Consider the following 18,248-nt stretch of genomic DNA (forward strand, 5'->3'; position numbering starts at 1 on the left):
TAACGAATTACCGATTTCTGTCCCACTCTCTTTTGCTACTTAAGCTTACTTTAAGACCTCTGAGATATACTAAGATCATAAACAAAGACCTCCTAACTTTGTTTAAACCTCCTAAACTTTTTCATAATAATCTCCCATAAGAGTCGCCCAATCGGCGGCTTTTTTTGTGAGTCGTAAGCTGCCTATGGTATAATGAACAAAGAAACTAAAAGGAAGAAGGAAGAGATGAACTACACGATAGAGGAAAAAGCGATGTTTATGAGGGAAGCCCTGAAGGAGGCGGAGATTGCCCTCGCCAATGATGAAATACCGATTGGCTGTGTCTTGGTCAAGGATGGTCAGATTATCGGGCGTGGACATAATGCGCGTGAGGAGCTGCAGCGGGCGGTCATGCATGCGGAAATCATGGCGATCGAGGAGGCCAATCAGCGTGAAAATAGCTGGCGCCTGCTGGATACGACGCTTTTTGTCACGATTGAGCCCTGTGTCATGTGCAGTGGCGCCATCGGTCTGGCTCGCATTCCCAAGGTAATCTATGGGGCGAAAAACCAGAAATTCGGTGCTGGGGGCAGTCTCTACGATATCCTGACGGATGAGCGGTTGAATCATCGCGTAGAGGTTGAAAGCGGCCTTTTAGAAGAAGAATGTGCGGCGATTATGCAGAACTTTTTCAGAAATCGCAGGAAAAAGTAAAGAAAATTAGCCAAAAAAGAAAGTTTGTGTTATACTAATTACTGGAGCAACAGTTCTGCGTGAAGCGGGTCAGGGGAGGAATCCAGCAGCCCTAAGCGAAGTGAACTGTGTGCTCTTTTCTATTGCTCTTGATGAGTCAAGTCCAAGGGACGCAGAAGAATCCTAGAGCAATGGATGCAGTTTTTCCCGCTAGGGAAAAAGCTGTAAACCTATGATAGCCCTTAGTGAATCAAGTCCAACGGACGCGGATGAACTTAGGTGCATTGACGCAGTTCGAACAAAGTGAGAACTAGGTTCCGAAGTATAATGAATCAAGCCTAAAAGGTGCAGATGAATATTGGAGCAGCGAATCTAGTTTGAACGGACCTGAAATGAATTCAGCTGACATCCAATCTTAAGAAGCGTATTTGTTTTCTTGTCAATCAAAATTGTTCTTCTCAATAGGCCTAAAATTTGTTGTCTTACGCAAACGAGTGCTCTCGGTTATGTCCTAAGGTTAGCTTATTTAGAAAAATAGTATAGAATATAAAATGTAAACGTTTTAAAATAGTGAAAGCACTTGCTTATTTTTTCTTAAAGCGTTATCATAAAAGAAAAGAACAATTGGAGGATAAACATGTCACATATTAAATTTGACTACTCAAAGGTGTTAGATAAATTTGTAGCACCACATGAACTAGATTATATGCAGCCTCAAGTGACTGCTGCAGATTCTGCTCTGCGAAATGGTACAGGTCCTGGGGCAGAAATGACTGGCTGGTTGAACTTGCCTGAAGAATATGACAAAGATGAATTTGCTCGTATTCAAAAGGCTGCTGCTAAAATCCAATCTGATAGTGAGGTATTGATCGTAATCGGTATTGGTGGTTCCTATTTAGGAGCTCGTGCAGCTATTGATTTCTTGAATAATTCTTTTGTAAATCTACAAAGCAAGGAAGAACGCAAGGCACCTCAAATCCTCTATGCTGGAAATTCTATTTCTTCAAGCTATTTGGCTGATTTGGTAGACTATGTATCAGACAAAGATTTCTCTGTCAACGTTATTTCTAAGTCAGGAACGACTACAGAGCCTGCTATTGCTTTCCGTGTCTTCAAAGAACTCTTGGTTAAGAAGTATGGTCAGGAAGAAGCAAATAAACGGATTTATGCAACTACAGACCGCGCTAAAGGTGCAGTTAAGGTTGAAGCAGATGCTAATGGCTGGGATACTTTTGTAGTGCCTGATAGTGTAGGTGGTCGTTTTACAGTATTGACAGCAGTGGGACTCTTGCCAATCGCAGCTGCAGGGGCTGATATCAGCAAGTTAATGGAAGGAGCAAATGCTGCTCGCAAGGCTTATGCTTCTGATAAGTTGGCTGAAAATGAAGCATATCAATATGCAGTTGTACGCAATATCTTGTACCGTAAAGGTTATCTGACAGAAGTTCTAGCTAACTATGAACCATCTCTACAATACTTCTCTGAGTGGTGGAAGCAACTGGCTGGTGAGTCAGAAGGGAAAGACCAAAAAGGGATTTACCCAACTTCAGCCAACTTCTCAACAGACTTGCACTCTCTGGGACAATTTATCCAGGAAGGTACCCGTATCCTCTTTGAAACAGTTGTACGTGTAGATAAACCTCGCAAAAATGTGCTGATTCCTGAATTGGCAGAAGACTTGGACGGTCTTGGCTACTTGCAAGGAAAAGATGTTGACTTTGTCAATAAAAAAGCTACAGATGGAGTGCTGTTAGCACACACTGATGGTGGAGTTCCAAATATGTTTGTGACACTGCCTGAGCAAGATGAGTTCACTTTGGGCTACACTATTTACTTCTTTGAGTTGGCTATTGCTCTTTCTGGCTACCTGAATGGTATCAATCCATTTGACCAGCCTGGAGTTGAGGCTTATAAGAAAAACATGTTTGCCCTTCTTGGAAAACCAGGCTTTGAAGAGCTGGGTGCTGAGCTGAATGCACGCCTTTGATTCTTATATGCCTTGAGTTCATTTAGAGTATAAAAAGAGATCCACAAGTTCATTTCTTGTGGATTTTTTAGTACAAGCCTCATAATTAGTTTATTATTTTTTTGAACAGTATAAAAAAGAGTGTCTTAATTCTTTTATGAAAGCGCTGTATAATTGCCTTGTAAATAAAATTTGAGAGGTATCAAAATGAATGATTGGTTAAACATAAAAGGCAAAACAGTTCTTGTGACTGGCGCGTCATCTGGGATCGGTAAGGCAATCGTTGAAGAATTGCTGGAATTAGGTGTCAATGTAGCGAATTTCGATCTTAGCGACAACGATTTGCGTCATCCAAATCTATTATTTGTAAAAGTTGATGTAACTTCTCGCTCTGAAGTAGAAGAGGGTGTTGCCAAAATAGTTGAAAGATTTGGCAATATTGATGCAGTGGTCAATAATGCAGGGATTAATATCCCTAGATTATTAATCGATGCAGAAAATCCTAAAGGTCCTTACGAATTGGACGATGAGACGTTCGAAAAAGTAACGATGATTAATCAAAAAGGTTTGTATCTGGTTAGTCAGGCAGTGGGACGTATTTTAGTGAAAAATGGAAAAGGTGTAATTGTGAACATGGCTTCAGAAGCAGGCTTGGAAGGTTCTGAAGGACAAAGTGCCTATGCTGCCACAAAAGCAGCAGTCTATAGTTACACTCGTTCATGGGCAAAAGAGCTGGGTAAGCATGGTGTACGTGTGGTTGGAATTGCTCCAGGAATTATGGAAGCTACGGGACTTCGAACTCTTTCTTATGAGGAAGCTCTTGCTTATACCCGTGGAAAGACGGTAGAAGATATTCGAGCTGGTTATGCTTCAACTTCAACAACTCCTTTGGGACGAAGTGGTAAACTACGGGAAGTAGCTGACCTTGTAGCATTCTATATTTCAGACCGTTCTAGCTATATAACTGGAGTCACTACAAATATTGCCGGGGGGAAAACTCGCGGTTAAAAAAATGAAGGTGAGGAAGAGAGTTGACCATAGTAAATCGATGGTATAACATTTTAGAAAAAATGGTCTCACAGCCAACTTATTCCTTGGTAGATATGCGCTCAGAGCTGGATATTAGTATGCAAACCTTGCAAAAGAGTATCCAACAATTAAATGATGTTTTGGCTCCGAGTATCCAGATTATCTCACAAGATGATAAGTTAATGTTAGAGGTGTATGACTATACTGAGTTGGAAAGGATTTTATCTGGTAGTTTAAAACGGGAGAGTGACTTCAATTCTTCCAGTAAAAGAATTGCCTATTTACTAAAACGTTTAATTAAGTCAACCTCCCCTCTTCTTATTGACGACTTGGCTGAGGAGGCAGGTGTTAGTAGAAGTACCCTTAATAAGGATTTAAAACAAGTAAAATCTTTGGCAGAGAGTTACTCTATCACTATTTCAGGAAAGCCCAACCGTGGGCTGGAGGTCTTGGGGTCCGAGCTGAATTTGCGCTTGCTCTATATTCACCAAGTGGCCCCTTACTTTGAAGGAAAGACACTCACCGAGGCAACATCTTCTTTTCTGGAGACGCTACTCCAGGAGTATAAAATCCCGAAAGAAACAAAGGAACTTCTTCGAAAGACAATTTCAATTATGGTGGAGCGTATTTATGCATCTAGGGTGTTGAGTTGCCCTATTCCTTACTATAGGAATGATTTAACAGAGACACCTTTGGTTGAAAAATTAATCTATCATATTGAGATGACTTATAAGATTTCCCTCAGTCAGTTTGAAATAGACTTTTTGTGTTTTCCGTTTAATATCCGTTTTATTGACACTTTAAGCAAGCCGTCTTATCAATCTGAACAGCTTGCAAACATTTTTCAAGGGATTGTCAAGAAAGTCAAAGAAACAATGTTGGTTAACTTTGATGATGAAGAATTATTTGAAGAAATCAAGTCTCATCTAGGCCCCTTAATCAATCGACTGATTTTCCATGTGCAAGCTAATGATATATTCCATGGCGAGGTTCAAACTCAATATCCTTTTGCTTTTGAAATGGCGAAAATTGCTGGAGAAGAACTGTCTGCAATTTTTGGTTCTGAATTGGAATTATCTGAAATCGGATATCTGGCTTTGTATTTTGAAATGATTTTAAGAAAGCAAAACTCTGTTGTAAATGGTTCTCGCAAGCAGATAGCAGTAGTTTGCACAACAGGAAGAGGAACTGCTGCGATGATTATTCAGCAACTCAGACGAATCCTTGGAAATGATGTAGACATTACTCAGTATTCTGAAGAGGATTTTAATCTGGATTTGAATCAGGACTATTTCGCGATTTTTACGACAGTTCCTCTAAAATATAAAGATTCTAAATCTCCAGTCATTCAAGTTAATCATCTTTTTGATGATCAATGGCTGCGGGAAGAATGGCAGAGGGCCAATGCTTTTCATCAAAAAAATCTAGAAACAGTCAGCTTACGTTTTCTTCGGTTGAGTCCCCAAAAAACCTATCAGCAATACTTGCTAAATATGGTTGCAGAGTTAGAGAAACTTCAGATGATTGATGAAGGTTTTAGAAATCGGATAATTGATAGGGAGAAAAAACAATCAACCATTTTTGGTGGAGGAATTGCCTTCCCCCATACAATTAACCAGGGTTATGCAAAGACTATTTTAATGTTTGGAAAGCTAGAAGAGCCTTATCAAAAAGGAGATGATTGGATTGAATTTATCTTTCTAGTCGCCATTCCCTCAGAAATTGAAAGCAAAATGGAGAGTGAATTGCTGGAATTGTATGACGACATTTTTCGAATTGCAGGAGAGCCTTCTCTAAAAGAAGCTTTGAGGGCTGTAGAAACAGAGACAGAGTTTCTATCATTTTCTAAGAGCAAAGGAGTATTTTAATGAATTCGCTAATAATTTTCGCTGTATTTGTCATGGCAGCTTATATATTTCAAATGTTCCTCGGCTGGCAGCAACTCAAAGACTTCAATAAGACCTATACGATGCTCCGAAGACTGGGGCGCGTAGCGATTGGCAGGAAGTCCGGAAGAATCAAATCCGGTACGATTGTCATGTTCGCGGTTGATGAAAACGGTCGGGTTCTTAAAGCTAGCAAAATGCAAGGAGTCACAATCTTAGCACGTTTTCAAAATATGGACGATTATGTTGGAGAAGACATCCATTATTTTGACAAGTATAATCCTCTTGTGAGAAAAGAAAATAAGTTGATGCAATCAGCCATAGAAGATGCTAGAAAAGTCTATCTTTGGCATGAGGCAGGTATTGAGAAAGAGACAAGTTCATCTGATTCTTTTCTGGGATTCGGCTTTTATGCGAATTACTTACAATTATCTATTAAACAGTTATTTAAAAAAAATAAGAAAGGGAGTTCCTTATGAATCACATTACAAATTTTGCAGAGAGTTTTATGAAACTCTTCCAATTAGGTGGAGAAACCTTTATTAGCTGGATGACAAATATTGTACCGCTTGTCTTAATGCTATTGATTGCAATGAATACCCTTATCGCTTTCTTGGGAGAAGAGAAGGTCAATTCCCTGGCTAAGATTTCTGCCAAAAATCCTGTTAGCCGGTATATGATTTTACCTTTCATTTCAGCCTTTATGCTGGGGAATCCGATGGCAATCAGTATGGGACGTTTCTTACCAGAATATTATAAACCTAGTTTTGTAGCAGCTCAGATGCAGTTCTGCCATACTTCAAATGGTGTATTTCCGCATATCAATCCTGGGGAATTGTTTGTATGGATGGGAATTGCAACAGGAATTCAAACTTTAGGTTTAAGTCAAATGGACTTAGCCATTCGTTACATGCTTGTTGGGCTTGTCATGAACTTTGTAGGCGGTTGGGTGACCGATTTTACAACTGCTTATGTAGCAAAACAGCAAGGTGTTACCTTGAGTAAAACATTTGATTTATAGAAAGAGTGAAATTATGTCATATAAGAGTATAAAAGTTGTTAAAGGAAATGGCGGTTTCGGAGGACCTTTGGTCATTACACCTAGTGAAGCTAAGCATAAATTCATCTATATCACTGGCGGAGGAGAAAAGCCAGATATTGTGGATAAAATTGCTGATTTGACCGGTATGGAAGCTGTTAATGGGTTTAAAACTTCTATCCCAGATGAGGAAATTGCTTTAGCAATCGTGGATTGTGGCGGTACTCTTCGCTGTGGTATTTATCCTAAAAAGGGGATCCCTACAATAAATATTGTAGCTACAGGGAAAAGTGGGCCTCTAGCTCAATATATAACCGAGGAAATCTATGTGTCAGCAGTTGGCCTTAATCAAATTTCTGCTGCTAATGAAGACGAAAAAGCGACAACTGTGGTAACAGAAAAGCCAACTTACGATACTAGTAAAAAAATTACAGAGCAAAAAGCTGAAACAAGTATTGTAGCAAGAATTGGGATGGGCGCTGGGAAGGTCGTTGCGACTTTCAACCAGGCTGCTCGTGAAGCCATCCAAACAATGCTCAACACGATCATTCCTTTCATGGCCTTTGTTTCCTTGCTGATTGGGGTTATTCAAGGTTCAGGTGTTGGAAATTGGCTGGCAAAATTAATGGTTCCCCTAGCTGGGAACATCTGGGGACTCATTTTGATTGGCTTTATCTGTTCCTTGCCATTCCTATCTCCTTTGTTAGGCCCCGGAGCTGTTATCAGTCAGATTATTGGAACCTTAATTGGAGTTGAAATCGGCAAAGGGAATATTCCGCCCCAAATGGCTCTGCCAGCTATATTTGCTATCAACACTCAAAACGGTTGTGATTTCATTCCTGTAGCACTCGGTCTATCTGAAGCCAAGGCTGAAACAGTTGAGGTTGGTGTCCCTTCTGTGCTTTATTCACGCTTTCTCAATGGTGTTCCGCGGGTGCTAGTAGCTTGGATAGCTAGTATTGGCCTTTATCAGTAAACCTTTGATAGATGCACGTAAACATAGCAACTATTATGTTAAACTTATCTATAAGCATAAGTTTATGACAGATTTGAGAAAGGATGAATAGGAATTAGATGAAGAAAATTTTTGAAGCTAAAGTAATTCAAGTGGGGCCTGAAGCTCAGAATATGATTCAAGATGCCAATATGCTCATTTTGTTTGGAGAAGAAGCTCCGGAAGACTTAGCAGAGTATTGTTTTAAAATCGATAACAAAAATCTTCTAGGTGCAATACTAGAAGGTGGAAAGCTGGTGGTAGATAGTCAGGAATATTCGATTACTGCCGTAGGAAATGTAGTAGAAAAAAATTTAACTGGACTGGGCCATATCACGATTTCTTTTGATGGTTCAAAAGAGGGCAGCCTGCCGGGCACTCTCCATGTTGCAGCAGACCAAGCAGTAGTAATTGAAAAGGACTCTACCATTCAGATTTTCGAAACTGCTTGACCATAACAAAATTTAAAATCAAGCAATTTAGAAACATAAAAGTCAAAAAAATTGATTCAGAGCTTGGACAAAAAGTCCAGGCTTCTGGGTCTAAATTAGAAAAAATAGATGACGCGGTGGTTGATTGGCATCTTCCTTCGCTTTTTAAGCCCCAAAGATTGCCTGATCAACTGTGCGGGGGTGGGAAGATGAACTTTTTAACTTGTTTGAAGTTCTTTCCCACTCCCTTTTTGATAGGGAAAATAATTTATGTTTTAATATTGTAAAATTTGTCATTGTTTTTCAATGTTTTCGCAATATGACAAATCAACAAAATTTATAAGGATAAAAGCATGCCAGAAAAAGACGGTCAAGGTCAAGCGCAAAGAGCTTGAAGTCAATCAAACTAGCCAGCCAGTGCAAGGGAATTTCCAGCAGATGCATCCATAAGGTGTGCCTGAACAGAAGGAAAAGACCAAAAAGGTATTTACCCAACTTCAGCAAACTTCTCAACAGACTTGCACTCATTGGGTCAATTTATCCAAGAAGGAACTCGTATCATGTTTGAAACAGTTGTCCGTGTGGACAAACCACGTAAGAACGTGATCATCCCTACATTGGAAGAAGACCTTGATGGACTTGGTTACCTTCAAGGGAAAGACGTTGACTTTGTAAACAAAAAAGCAACTGACGGTGTTCTTCTTGCCCACACAGACGGTGACGTGCCAAACATGTACGTAACTCTTCCTGAGCAAGATGCCTTCACTCTTGGTTATGCCATCTACTTCTTCGAGTTGGCCATCGCCCTTTCAGGTTACTTGAACGCGATCAACCCATTTGACCAACCAGGTGTTGAAGCCTACAAGAAAAATATGTTTGCCCTTCTTGGTAAACCAGGATTTGAAGAACTTGGAGCAGAACTCAACGCTCGTCTTTAATCAATAGACAAAACGATCTCGCAAGAGGTCGTTTTTTTACTTGCTAAACAAACTCATATTTTTGTCCCCTGGAATCAATTATAAAAACACGATCTAGTTATGTTTCTCAATCATATGGTTAACTGATTGCTATTGTCTCCCTTCGCAAGAAATTTTAAGATAAGTTTCTAAAAGGTCGGATATCTCTCCGATCTTTTTTAGTCTATCAAGACAGGAGTTGGTCCTTGCTTGGTTTTATGTTATAGTAGAAGAGAAGAATAAAAAGGAGAATTCGAAATGTCCGAGAAAGATCAAGAACAATTTATGAAACATACTCCCGTAGAGGGTGCGCCTCAATTTGATGTGGCTGCGCCAGCCTTTGTCCCAAAAGAAGAAGCCGAAGACTTGGTCGTTCCAGAAGCTAGTGGCCTTTCAGTGACGGAGACGAAAGCAATGAAAGAAGAAGCAGACGAGCCAGTTATTTCAGAAACAGTGGAGCCTCCAAAGGTGGATGAAGCAACTGTTGGAGAACATCGGGATGTAGTTGCTGCTCCCCAATCGACTCCTCCATTCCAGCCTGCGCCTCAAGCTCCTCAAAACATGGCAGCTCAACCAATTGGTCCGCAAACAGTGCCTGTTCCTGAGACACCTATTCCACAAGCTCCTCTTTCTCCTGTTGGAAGACCGATGGATACTGCAGACAAGAAGGCGATTCGTTTTGCCCTTGGGATTTTAGTTGGGATTCTTATCGGTGGAGTCAGTGGCTATTTGATTGGTCATGCTAGCCCTAGCACGTCATCATCTAGAAAGCAGACTTCTTGGTCAGGTAACCAGTCTGGTTCTTCTTCCAATATCGATTTGGAGCAATTGACTTCTGAAGATGCGGAAGCTGATTTTAGCTGGGAACAATCTGATATCGAACAACTTCAGTTTTTGACTAGAAAGGATGCTGGGGAGACTCCTGAGGAAATGATTGAAGCTTATGGGAAAGCTAGCTCCGTTCAATTTGAAAGTGGAGAATTGAAATTATTCTGGGATGATAACTCTTATAATAAAGAGGTCAAAGCGACCTACTCTAAGAAAGGAAAAGAATTTCAGCTTGTCAAATTTGAATTTAATCAATTTGGGAAAAATCTTACGGTTGAGGATAACTTCGCAGATGGGTTCAAGGTTGGAGATAGTGAGACCGGTGCTGGAGGGACCTCTTACAAAGAGCTTTTAAAAAAATACGGTGATGCAGTCAATCTGACGGTGAGTTCATCTGATGATTCAGACAAGATAGAATTGGTCATGGACTTCCAAAAGAAAAACGGGGACTATGTAGATTTGACCTTTATTCGCCAAGAAAATGGAGATTTCCTCTTGAGTAGTAAAGACAGCTACTAAATCAATGAATAAAAGAAAGAGGCAAGCGCCTCTTTTTTGGGATAAGACGAGACAAATACGCTAATTTTCTATACAATAGAAGGAGTTTGAATAGAAAGAGCATTAAGGATGGAAGAAATGAAACAGTGGATAGAACATCATAAGCGGATCCTCCAAAAAGCTGCAGGGGCTTTGCTAGCTTTTGTCGTTGGGGCTTGCTTGGTGTTTATGATTCATCCGGTTAAAACCTTACCAAAAGACCGTTTGCTGAGCCTATCTCGAATGCAAGAAGCAAGCCAACAATTTGTCGCTCCTTCTTCAAAAGAGCCGGCTCTAGAAGACTTGTTGTCATTAGAGCTTGCAAGGGGAGAAGGAAAGGTACAAAAAAGTTGGGTGACTTTGTCTGCATTCGTCAAAAAATTTGGAAAAGCAGCGAGCTTTACACAAGAAGATACGAGTTTTGGAGCACAAGTCCAGTTAGGCTATGGGGCTTCTGTGAAGGGGCTCTATCCTTATACCATAGAATTTCAAAAGCAGGATGATGATTTTTATTTGAGCTCGATTCAAGGATTTGCACCAAAGTCGTCTCACTATCAGAGCAAAAAGGACTTAAAACAGGCAGATTTTACAGGCTATCAGACTCTAGATGGGAAAAAGGAAAAGGGAACGGCAGTAGAAGAAGTCTTGAAAAAATCAGGTCTTCCCAATTCTCTTAGTTTGACCTCTGTAAAGGACAAGCAAGTTTTAGCCTTGTCTTATCAGGTGACAGATGGATTGGTCTCTTTGACCTTTGAACGCGACCAGAGTGGTCAGTATCGTTTGACGAAGAAGGGGTGAAGCACATGATCGAGTGGATGAAAAAAAATCGAAAAGAACTCTTGCTGCCGTTTTTGTGTTTTGTTTTAGGGTTGTTACTTGCGATTGCAAGCATCCAGGTACAGGAGCAGGGAACCGATACCAAGGAGGACCAAACGCTTTCCCGTTTTCAACCAAAGGATTACAAGAATTTGGTAAGCAACGATCAAGAAATCAAGCATTTTCAATGGACCATCGAAGCTGTGGTGAATTTGAAAGTCCGTCTTAAGCAGAGTCAGCAACTAGGAACCCGCTTGGAAACAGTTGTGACTGAATGGGGAAAAGCACAAAAAGTTCGCTACACAAAGACAGCTCAAGGGGAACAAACCGTTCTTGTCTTGACTTATGCAGCTAAGCAAACCGATCAGGGGAAGAAAAGTGTGAACTTGTGGTTTGAAGAAGAGAAAGACCAGGGGTATCGCTTGACGATGGTGGATGCGACGAATTTGTTGGACGCAAAAGAGAAGACAAGCAGTGAGAAAGAAATCATTACTGAAAAAGAGCACAAAGGTGCAGAATTCGCCCAGCTTATTAAGAAACTAGGAAATCCTCAACGCTTAATCTGGGGGGAAGTGTCAGATGGCGGAATGGGGTATCGCGCGACTTACCAGCTACCAGGGCAGTCAGAAGTGGTAATGGAATTCAAGAAAAAAGGCAAGAAATTAGTGTTGGTATAAGAAGGGAGACATCATTGGACGATCAACGGACAGACATCAAGGCAACTTCTTCTCACCAGGGTGGGAGTCGCTTGATTTCAGAAGCCGATCTGGCTTCAATAGGGGGAGGCAGGCATTCAGAACCAAGGCAAACGGTACTAGACTCCCAATCGGATAGGGCGAAAACCTACACTCCTTCCTCTAATAGTGGAGGGTCTTCGCTGGCAGCCTTTTTTGGATTATTGGCCATGCTGGGATTATTTGCCTATCTGGCTTCAGGAGGTATCCATAGTGAGGAACATCCTTCTTCTACTACTAGTGAATACGGAAGTCCTGGCCGGTCTTATGGAACCAGAAAGGAAACCTTGAAGAGTGGTACGAGTACCTTGATTGCTCCGGAGGGGGAATTTCAGTTTCAAGTGACCTATGAGAAGGCGATTTCCCTGATTCCTGGTTTAAGTGAGGGGGATCAAGGCCGTACCTCTTCAACTTATCTGTCTCCGCAGGATGTGGTAGCTGTACTGGGCAAGGCTAGTAGTGGGGAAGAAACCTACCAAGAGGGTAGTGTCGGTCCTTTCATGACAAGCTTGGATTATGAGGCTGAAGGGTCCCCTTCTTCCGTAACCGTTTTACTTTCAAAAATTGGTGTTGATCGTTTATCTTCTCTTGATTTTAAAAACTTAAACAGTGAGCGATTAGCCAATAAAAATGGTAGCTTAAACAGAGAAGATTTTGCCAATATGAAAATAGGAACGAGCTATTCAGATCTTGTGAATACAGTAGGAATTCCTAGCAGTGTTTCTTGGTCGAGTATGCTGGGTTCAGAGTTCTTCTTAACCTTTTACTATAAGCTTTCTGATTCGCGCTCCGTCATTATTCACTTTGGAGGGAATCGGACTATCAGTGAAATAAAGGGCCTAGAAGATCCAGCGACATCAGCTTCCACGGCGCCTTAGGTGTTCATCTCACTAGGATTGTGGTATAATATGGATACCTTTAATTGAAATGAATGGAGAATCTCATGACTGCACAAAAAATGTCTGCACAAGAAATTATCGCTTTTATCGGGAATGCAGAAAAGAAAACCAATGTGAAAGTAACCTTTGAAGGGGAATTGGCAACAGCTGTTCCTACTTCTGTTACCAAGCTTGGCAATGTTTTGTTCGGTGACTGGAAAGATATCGAGCCCCTTCTTGCGAATTTGACTGAAAACAAGGATTATGTGGTAGAACAAGATGGCCGTAACTCAGCTGTCCCATTACTGGATAAACGCTACCTAAATGCGCGTATTGAACCAGGCGCTATTATCCGTGACCAAGTAACCATCGAAGACAATGCGGTTGTCATGATGGGTGCTGTCATCAATATCGGTGCTGAAATCGGTGCAGGAACCATGATTGATATGGGGGCTATTCTTGGTGGTCGTGCTACTGTTGGTAAAAACAGCCATATTGGTGCGGGTGCCGTTCTTGCGGGAGTCATTGAGCCAGCTTCTGCTGAGCCTGTCCGGATTGGTGACAATGTCTTGGTCGGTGCCAACGCTGTTGTGATTGAAGGAGTTCAAGTTGGAAACGGTTCAGTCGTTGCCGCTGGAGCGATCGTTACTCAAGATGTCCCTGAAAATGTGGTTGTAGCTGGTGTTCCAGCTCGCATCATCAAGGAAATTGACGAAAAAACACAACAAAAAACAGCACTTGAAGACGCTTTGCGCAATTTGTAAGATAGAAATGAGAGTGGAACAGAAATCGGTAATTCGTTAGAATTCGATTTCGTTGTCCCACCTCCGCACAGTTGAGTAAGGCTGTAAAAGCTGATGAAATCAGCGTAGTATATCCCACTAAACCACTGCGTCTTGCTCGACAGTCCAAAAACAATTGAGAGGCCAAGACTTTTGTCTCAGCCTCTTCTAATAGAAAGAAGACAACGATGACATTGGACTTAATCAAAATCAGACGGGATTTGCACCAAATCCCTGAAATTGGATTGGAAGAATTTGAAACCCAATCCTACCTCTTAGAACGAATCGCAGAGATCACAGCAGGCAAGGATTTTGTAGAGCAACGGACTTGGCGGACCGGGATCCTGGTGTATCTCCATGGGGCTGCACCTGAAAAAACCATTGGTTGGCGGACAGATATAGATGGTTTACCGATTGTGGAACAAACGGGCCTTGATTTTGCCTCTAAGCATGAAGGACGGATGCATGCTTGTGGTCATGATATGCACATGACAACAGCCCTCGGGCTTTTGGATCAACTGGTCCAAGTGCAACCAAAAAATAACCTGCTCTTTCTCTTCCAACCAGCTGAAGAAAATGAGGCTGGTGGGATGCTCATGTATAAGGACGATGCTTTTGGCGACTGGCTCCCTGATGAATTTTATGGTCTGCATGTGCGCCCTGATTTGAAGGTGGGAGACATTGCGACCAATACGGGTACCCTTTTTGCAGGGACCTGTGAAGTCAAGATCACCTTTACAGGAAAGGGAGGGCATGCTGCCTTTCCACATGAAGCTAATGATGCTCTTGTAGCAGCTTCTTACTTCATTACCCAAGTCCAATCGGTAGTGAGTCGAAATGTCGATCCAATTGAAGGTGCTGTGGTGACCTTTGGTTCCATGCATGCAGGAACCACCAATAATGTGATCGCTGAGACGGCCTTCCTTCATGGGACCATCCGGACCTTGACCATGGAGATGAACCTCCTGACTCAAAAACGGGTCAAAACGATTGCGGAAGGGGTTGCAGCCGCTTTTGATGTAGAATTAGATCTGGAACTCAAGCAAGGAGGTTACCTGCCTGTGGAAAACCAACCAGAATTGGCTAAAGAACTCATGGACTTTTTCACAGCTGAGGAAGACGTGAACCTGATTGATATCCTGCCTGCGATGACAGGAGAAGACTTCGGCTTTCTCTTGAGCAAGGTCCCTGGTGTCATGTTCTGGCTGGGGATTGATACCCCTTATGCCCTGCACCATCCGAAGATGAGCCCAAATGAGGCTGCCCTTCCCTTTGCTGTGGAAAACATTGGTAATTTTTTGAAAATGAAAGCCAATCAATAAGGGATTGATTCAACTCCGTCTGGAGTTGGATTTTTATTTTCTCGTGTGCAAACTGTTCGGATGTTTCATAAAAAATGATACAATTAAAGCTAGACAAAAGGAGTAGGGAATGAAGAAAACACTACGAAAAGAAACCATAGCAGCCATGAAAGAGCTGCCAGAATCCGTGAAAACTCAAGCAGATGAACAGCTCACTCAACGTCTCTTGGAGCTTCCAGCCTTTCAGGAGGCAAAGACCCTTGCGACCTATCTGTCCTTTGGCCACGAATTTTCCACAGCTGGCTTGATCCAAGCCGCTCTTCAACTTGGGAAACGTGTCTGTGTTCCCCGTACCTATCCACAAGGTCGGATGGAATTTGTGGAATACGATCCTAATATTTTGGAAAAGACACGCTTTGGTTTGCTGGAGCCCAATGAAAAAGGAAAGCTTGTGGATAAGTCAGAGATTGATCTGATCCATGTACCAGGCTTGGTCTTCCAGTCAAAAGGCTACCGAATTGGCTATGGTGGTGGCTATTATGATCGTTATTTAGCCGATTATACTGGGAAGACGGTGAGTACGATTTATTCCATCCAGCAGAAGGAGTTCCAACCAGATGTTTTTGATCAGGCCGTTCAGGAGGTGCTAGTCTATGAAGTTACTCTTTGATCGTCGTTATCCTGTGACCAGCCTCTTGTTGCTCGTCACAACAGCAGTCTTTCTTTCCATGTTTATCCGATTTGGAGGTGACTACCAAACGGGTGCTGCTATTTACTATAGCGGTGGTATTATTGGAGAGGCTGTGAAAGTCGATCCTAGCCAGTTATGGCGAATAGTGACAGCTACTTTTGTTCATATCGGCCTAGAACATTTTGTGCTCAATATGATCACCCTCTATTACTTGGGACGTTTGGCAGAAGATCTCTTTGGTTCCAAGGCTTTCTTAGCTCTTTATCTCTTATCAGGCATGATGGGCAATGTCTTTGTTGCTATTTTTACGCCAGATGTGATTGCAGCAGGCGCATCTACAGCCCTCTTTGGACTATTTGGGACCATTGGCGCTCTGCGCTTTATTGTTCAAAGTCCCTATATTCGCCACTTGAGTCAGTCCTATACCAGCTTGATTGTGGTCAATCTGATCTTTAGTTTTATGCCAGACATCAGTATGGCGGGCCACATTGGTGGCTTAGTAGCTGGGGTCATGTTGGCTTATGTCTTTCCTGTAAGAGGAGAGGCTCGCTTTATGAACCGAACCTATCAGATGAGTGCAGCCTTATCTTATCTCTTGCTTTTGCTTTATTTCTTAGGTAAAATCTTGAATCTATTTTAAGAGAGAGTGGGACAGAAATCGGTAATTCGTTAGAATTCGATTTCGTTGTCCCACCTCCGCACAGTTGAGTAAGGCTGTAAAAGCTGATGAAATCAGCGTAGTATATCCCACTCAACCACTGCGTCTTGCTCGACAGTCCAAAAACAATTGAGAGGCCAGGACTTTTGTCCCAGCCTCTTTTTTTCTAAAAAATGTAGCGAAATCGTAAACTAACAGAAAATTGTTTGAAATGCAAAGAATTGTATATATTTATTATAATATACTTGCAGGAGCCGAGTGAACCCACTATTGGTAGGCCCATAGAGAAGGTAATCATGGGTAAAAAGGTATAAAAACACAAAATAGAAAGCGCTTGCAAAAGAGGTGAAAAAAAGATAGACTTAAGGTATAAAAAATAGGGGATGCTCCCTTTTTCTATAAAGGAACATTCAAACATAAAGGAGATTTGCCATGAAGAAATGGTTGTTTAAACTAGCTTTGATAGCGATGACGTTCTTACTCCTACCAATTCAAGCCGTTCAGGCCTGCTGTGGATTTATCATTGGTCGCCAGTTGACCAAGGATGGGACCACTCTCTTTGGTCGGACAGAGGACTACCCTTATTATCCAAATGGTGGAAAACACAACAAAAACTATGTTGTGGTCGATGCTAAGACCTATAACGAGGGAGATCAGATCGAGGATGAATCTAACGGATTCACCTACCCGCATGCTGCCAATGAAATGAAATACACAGCGACCTATGACTCTGCTCGTGGTGACGGTAGTAACGGTGCTTTTGGTGAACATGGATTTAATGAAGCCGGTGTATCCATGACTGCGACAGTAACAGCTATCCCGAATAAGAAAGTCTTGAAGACGGACCCATTGACAGAAAACGGAATTCCAGAAGCTGCTATGTTGGACGTAGTGTTACCACGCGTTAAGTCAGCTCGTGAAGGAGTTGAATTACTGGCTAAAGTCATCGAAGAAAAAGGTTCAGCTGAAGGGAATGTGGTCGTCTTTGCAGACCAAAATGAAACTTGGTATATGGAAATTCTTTCTGGCCACCAATATGTAGCGGTGAAGGTGCCAGAAGATAAATATGCAGTCTTTGCAAATACCTACTACCTAGGTCATGTTGATTTGAATGACACTGAAAATGTCATTGCCTCTAAAGATGTCGAAAAAGTAGCCAAGGAATCTGGTAACTACAAGACAGACAAAGATGGCAACTTCCATATCGCTAAATCTTATGGACCAGAAAAATATGCTGAAGGAGACCGCTCACGGACCTATGCAGGAATCACCTTGCTAGATCCAGACTCTAAAGTCACTTATGAGGATGATGAGTATGAGCTCTTCCGTTCACCAACCGATCCAAACAAAAAATACACCTTGGAAGATGCTTTTGCCTTGCAACGGAACCGTTTTGAACACTTGAATGGACGCTTTGTACCAGATGATCAAATCGGTGTTAAGAAACAAGGTGACGATGGTAGCAACGATACTGTTCGGAAAGACCAATACAAGTATGCTTTAGGAAACGAAAACGTCATCGATGCCCATGTCTACCAAATCAATCCAAACCTTCCAAAATCATTTGGTGGTACTTTATGGCTTGGTATGGGACCATCTCGGAACACTCCTTATGTTCCATTCTATGGAAATGTAAAAGATACCTATAAAGCTTTCAAACCTCAAACTGCTACCTATGATCCGAATTCATGGTATTGGACAGTATGGCATATTGACCAGATGGCCATCAATAATCAAGACCTCTTTGGAAAATCGATTCAAAATCACTGGAAAGCTCTCGAAGAACAATTGATCATTGAACAGAAGGTTAGTGATAGCAAATATGCAGCCTTGAAAGCTGATGAAGCTGCAGCAAAAGCAGTTGAAGATAAAGTGACTGAGGATGCTTTAGCTCGGTCTGAACGTCTCTTCAAACAATTCAAGCAATATGAGTCTGAATTATCTGCAACTCTTAAAGAAGCAGGTCGTACAGATGATCCATACCGTGCATCTTTACCAGATGACTACAAGGATCCAACAGAGTCAAGTACAGAACCAAGCAAGGAAGAAA

General features: G+C 41.8%; 17 protein-coding genes, 1 other RNA gene and 1 pseudogene. All 19 read left to right on the top strand.

What is annotated here, in order from left to right; all coding sequences use genetic code 11:
• Positions 1-225 precede the first annotated feature (225 nt).
• Complete coding sequence (gene tadA / locus HMPREF2832_RS06940) at positions 226-693, top strand: tRNA adenosine(34) deaminase TadA (RefSeq protein ID WP_186823070.1); 468 nt, start codon at positions 226-228, stop codon at positions 691-693.
• A 32-nt stretch (positions 694-725) separates the two neighbouring features.
• Positions 726-824, top strand: an RNA gene (gene ffs, locus HMPREF2832_RS06945) — signal recognition particle sRNA small type.
• Between the two features lie 485 nt (positions 825-1,309).
• On the top strand, positions 1,310-2,659 hold the full coding sequence (locus HMPREF2832_RS06950) for a glucose-6-phosphate isomerase (RefSeq protein ID WP_008808173.1): 1,350 nt from the start codon (positions 1,310-1,312) through the stop codon (positions 2,657-2,659).
• Positions 2,660-2,845: 186 nt separating this feature from the next.
• Complete coding sequence (locus HMPREF2832_RS06955) at positions 2,846-3,646, top strand: SDR family oxidoreductase (RefSeq protein ID WP_001000837.1); 801 nt, start codon at positions 2,846-2,848, stop codon at positions 3,644-3,646.
• Positions 3,647-3,708: 62 nt separating this feature from the next.
• Positions 3,709-5,535, top strand: a complete 1,827-nt coding sequence (locus HMPREF2832_RS06960) for a BglG family transcription antiterminator (RefSeq protein ID WP_080981318.1) — start codon at positions 3,709-3,711, stop codon at positions 5,533-5,535.
• Entirely contained in the window at positions 5,535-6,032 is a 498-nt protein-coding gene (locus tag HMPREF2832_RS06965) for a transcriptional regulator GutM (RefSeq protein WP_001086645.1), read from the top strand. Before HMPREF2832_RS06960 ends, HMPREF2832_RS06965 begins: the two co-directional genes overlap by 1 nt.
• Positions 6,029-6,574: a PTS glucitol/sorbitol transporter subunit IIC gene (locus HMPREF2832_RS06970; protein ID WP_001015684.1), complete on the top strand. Its 546-nt coding sequence runs from the start codon at positions 6,029-6,031 to the stop codon at positions 6,572-6,574. The genes HMPREF2832_RS06965 and HMPREF2832_RS06970 overlap by 4 nt, the downstream gene beginning before the upstream one ends.
• A gap of 13 nt (positions 6,575-6,587) precedes the next feature.
• Complete coding sequence (locus tag HMPREF2832_RS06975) at positions 6,588-7,568, top strand: PTS glucitol/sorbitol transporter subunit IIB (RefSeq protein ID WP_020992831.1); 981 nt, start codon at positions 6,588-6,590, stop codon at positions 7,566-7,568.
• A 98-nt stretch (positions 7,569-7,666) separates the two neighbouring features.
• A complete protein-coding gene (locus HMPREF2832_RS06980) occupies positions 7,667-8,038 on the top strand; it encodes a PTS glucitol/sorbitol transporter subunit IIA (RefSeq protein ID WP_008808177.1) in 372 nt (123 codons plus the stop codon).
• Positions 8,039-8,478: 440 nt separating this feature from the next.
• A pseudogene (gene pgi, locus HMPREF2832_RS06990) lies at positions 8,479-8,955 on the top strand (glucose-6-phosphate isomerase); the annotation flags it as partial.
• Positions 8,956-9,231: 276 nt separating this feature from the next.
• Positions 9,232-10,320, top strand: coding sequence for a hypothetical protein (locus HMPREF2832_RS06995; protein ID WP_070506139.1), 1,089 nt, complete (start codon positions 9,232-9,234; stop codon positions 10,318-10,320).
• Positions 10,321-10,428: 108 nt separating this feature from the next.
• Positions 10,429-11,136, top strand: a complete 708-nt coding sequence (locus HMPREF2832_RS07000; protein WP_049497726.1) for a hypothetical protein — start codon at positions 10,429-10,431, stop codon at positions 11,134-11,136.
• A 5-nt stretch (positions 11,137-11,141) separates the two neighbouring features.
• Complete coding sequence (locus HMPREF2832_RS07005; protein ID WP_049497727.1) at positions 11,142-11,831, top strand: hypothetical protein; 690 nt, start codon at positions 11,142-11,144, stop codon at positions 11,829-11,831.
• A 14-nt stretch (positions 11,832-11,845) separates the two neighbouring features.
• Positions 11,846-12,766 (top strand): hypothetical protein, encoded by a 921-nt coding sequence (locus tag HMPREF2832_RS07010; protein WP_070506141.1) that lies wholly within the window; start codon positions 11,846-11,848, stop codon positions 12,764-12,766.
• A 65-nt stretch (positions 12,767-12,831) separates the two neighbouring features.
• Positions 12,832-13,530, top strand: coding sequence for a 2,3,4,5-tetrahydropyridine-2,6-dicarboxylate N-acetyltransferase (dapD, locus tag HMPREF2832_RS07015; protein WP_049497728.1), 699 nt, complete (start codon positions 12,832-12,834; stop codon positions 13,528-13,530).
• A 206-nt stretch (positions 13,531-13,736) separates the two neighbouring features.
• Entirely contained in the window at positions 13,737-14,870 is a 1,134-nt protein-coding gene (locus HMPREF2832_RS07020; RefSeq protein WP_049497731.1) for an N-acetyldiaminopimelate deacetylase, read from the top strand.
• A 109-nt stretch (positions 14,871-14,979) separates the two neighbouring features.
• Entirely contained in the window at positions 14,980-15,519 is a 540-nt protein-coding gene (locus HMPREF2832_RS07025) for a 5-formyltetrahydrofolate cyclo-ligase (protein WP_049497734.1), read from the top strand.
• On the top strand, positions 15,503-16,180 hold the full coding sequence (locus tag HMPREF2832_RS07030) for a rhomboid family intramembrane serine protease (RefSeq protein WP_049497737.1): 678 nt from the start codon (positions 15,503-15,505) through the stop codon (positions 16,178-16,180). The genes HMPREF2832_RS07025 and HMPREF2832_RS07030 overlap by 17 nt, the downstream gene beginning before the upstream one ends.
• 450 nt (positions 16,181-16,630) lie before the next feature.
• Positions 16,631-18,248: C69 family dipeptidase (locus HMPREF2832_RS07035; RefSeq protein WP_148131357.1), on the top strand; the 1,618-nt coding region annotated here is incomplete at its 3' end.

Source organism: Streptococcus sp. HMSC073D05, from assembly GCF_001812015.1.
GTDB classification, from domain to species: Bacteria; Bacillota; Bacilli; order Lactobacillales; family Streptococcaceae; genus Streptococcus; species Streptococcus parasanguinis_D.